General features: G+C 68.5%; 1 pseudogene. It reads left to right on the forward strand.

The features are described 5' to 3' along the window. Positions 1-466 (forward strand): annotated as a pseudogene (locus IF54_RS43815) (hypothetical protein); the annotation flags it as partial.

Raw genomic sequence — 466 nt, forward strand, 5'->3', positions numbered from 1 at the left:
GACCGCTGCTGACTTCTCCCGGACCCGTCTCCGGCCGCGCGTGGCGGTCCGTACACCGCACGCGGAGCGCTTCGCGGCCGTCCTGTCGCAGGAAGCACGGAGTGCAGAACGAACACAGCTGAGGCAGGGCGCTGTTGAGGTGGTGTGTGAGGGAGGAAGTCGTATCTCGGTGTACGGCACGGACTGTGCGTTCGTGGGAGAGACGGCGTACCGGCACGGCATCCTCGTCCACCAGCTGACGGAGGAGATCGGGGACACCGGGGACAGATTCCGGCCGGGGCCGCTGATCCGAGCCGATGGGCGGGCCACTGCCCGGAGCACATCGGCGCGGAAGACCATCTCGCCCGACGAGAGCGGGGGAGGTGAGACGAAGGGGGCGGATGTGGGGGCCCGTTACGCAGACGACATGGGGGAGGCGGTTCGAGATGATGAGACGGGGGCGGTGGAAGGCGGAAGCATCACCGTC

Origin of the sequence: Streptomyces sp. NRRL B-3229 (genome assembly GCF_000719505.1) — a bacterium.
GTDB classification, from domain to species: Bacteria; Actinomycetota; Actinomycetes; order Streptomycetales; family Streptomycetaceae; genus Streptomyces; species Streptomyces griseorubiginosus.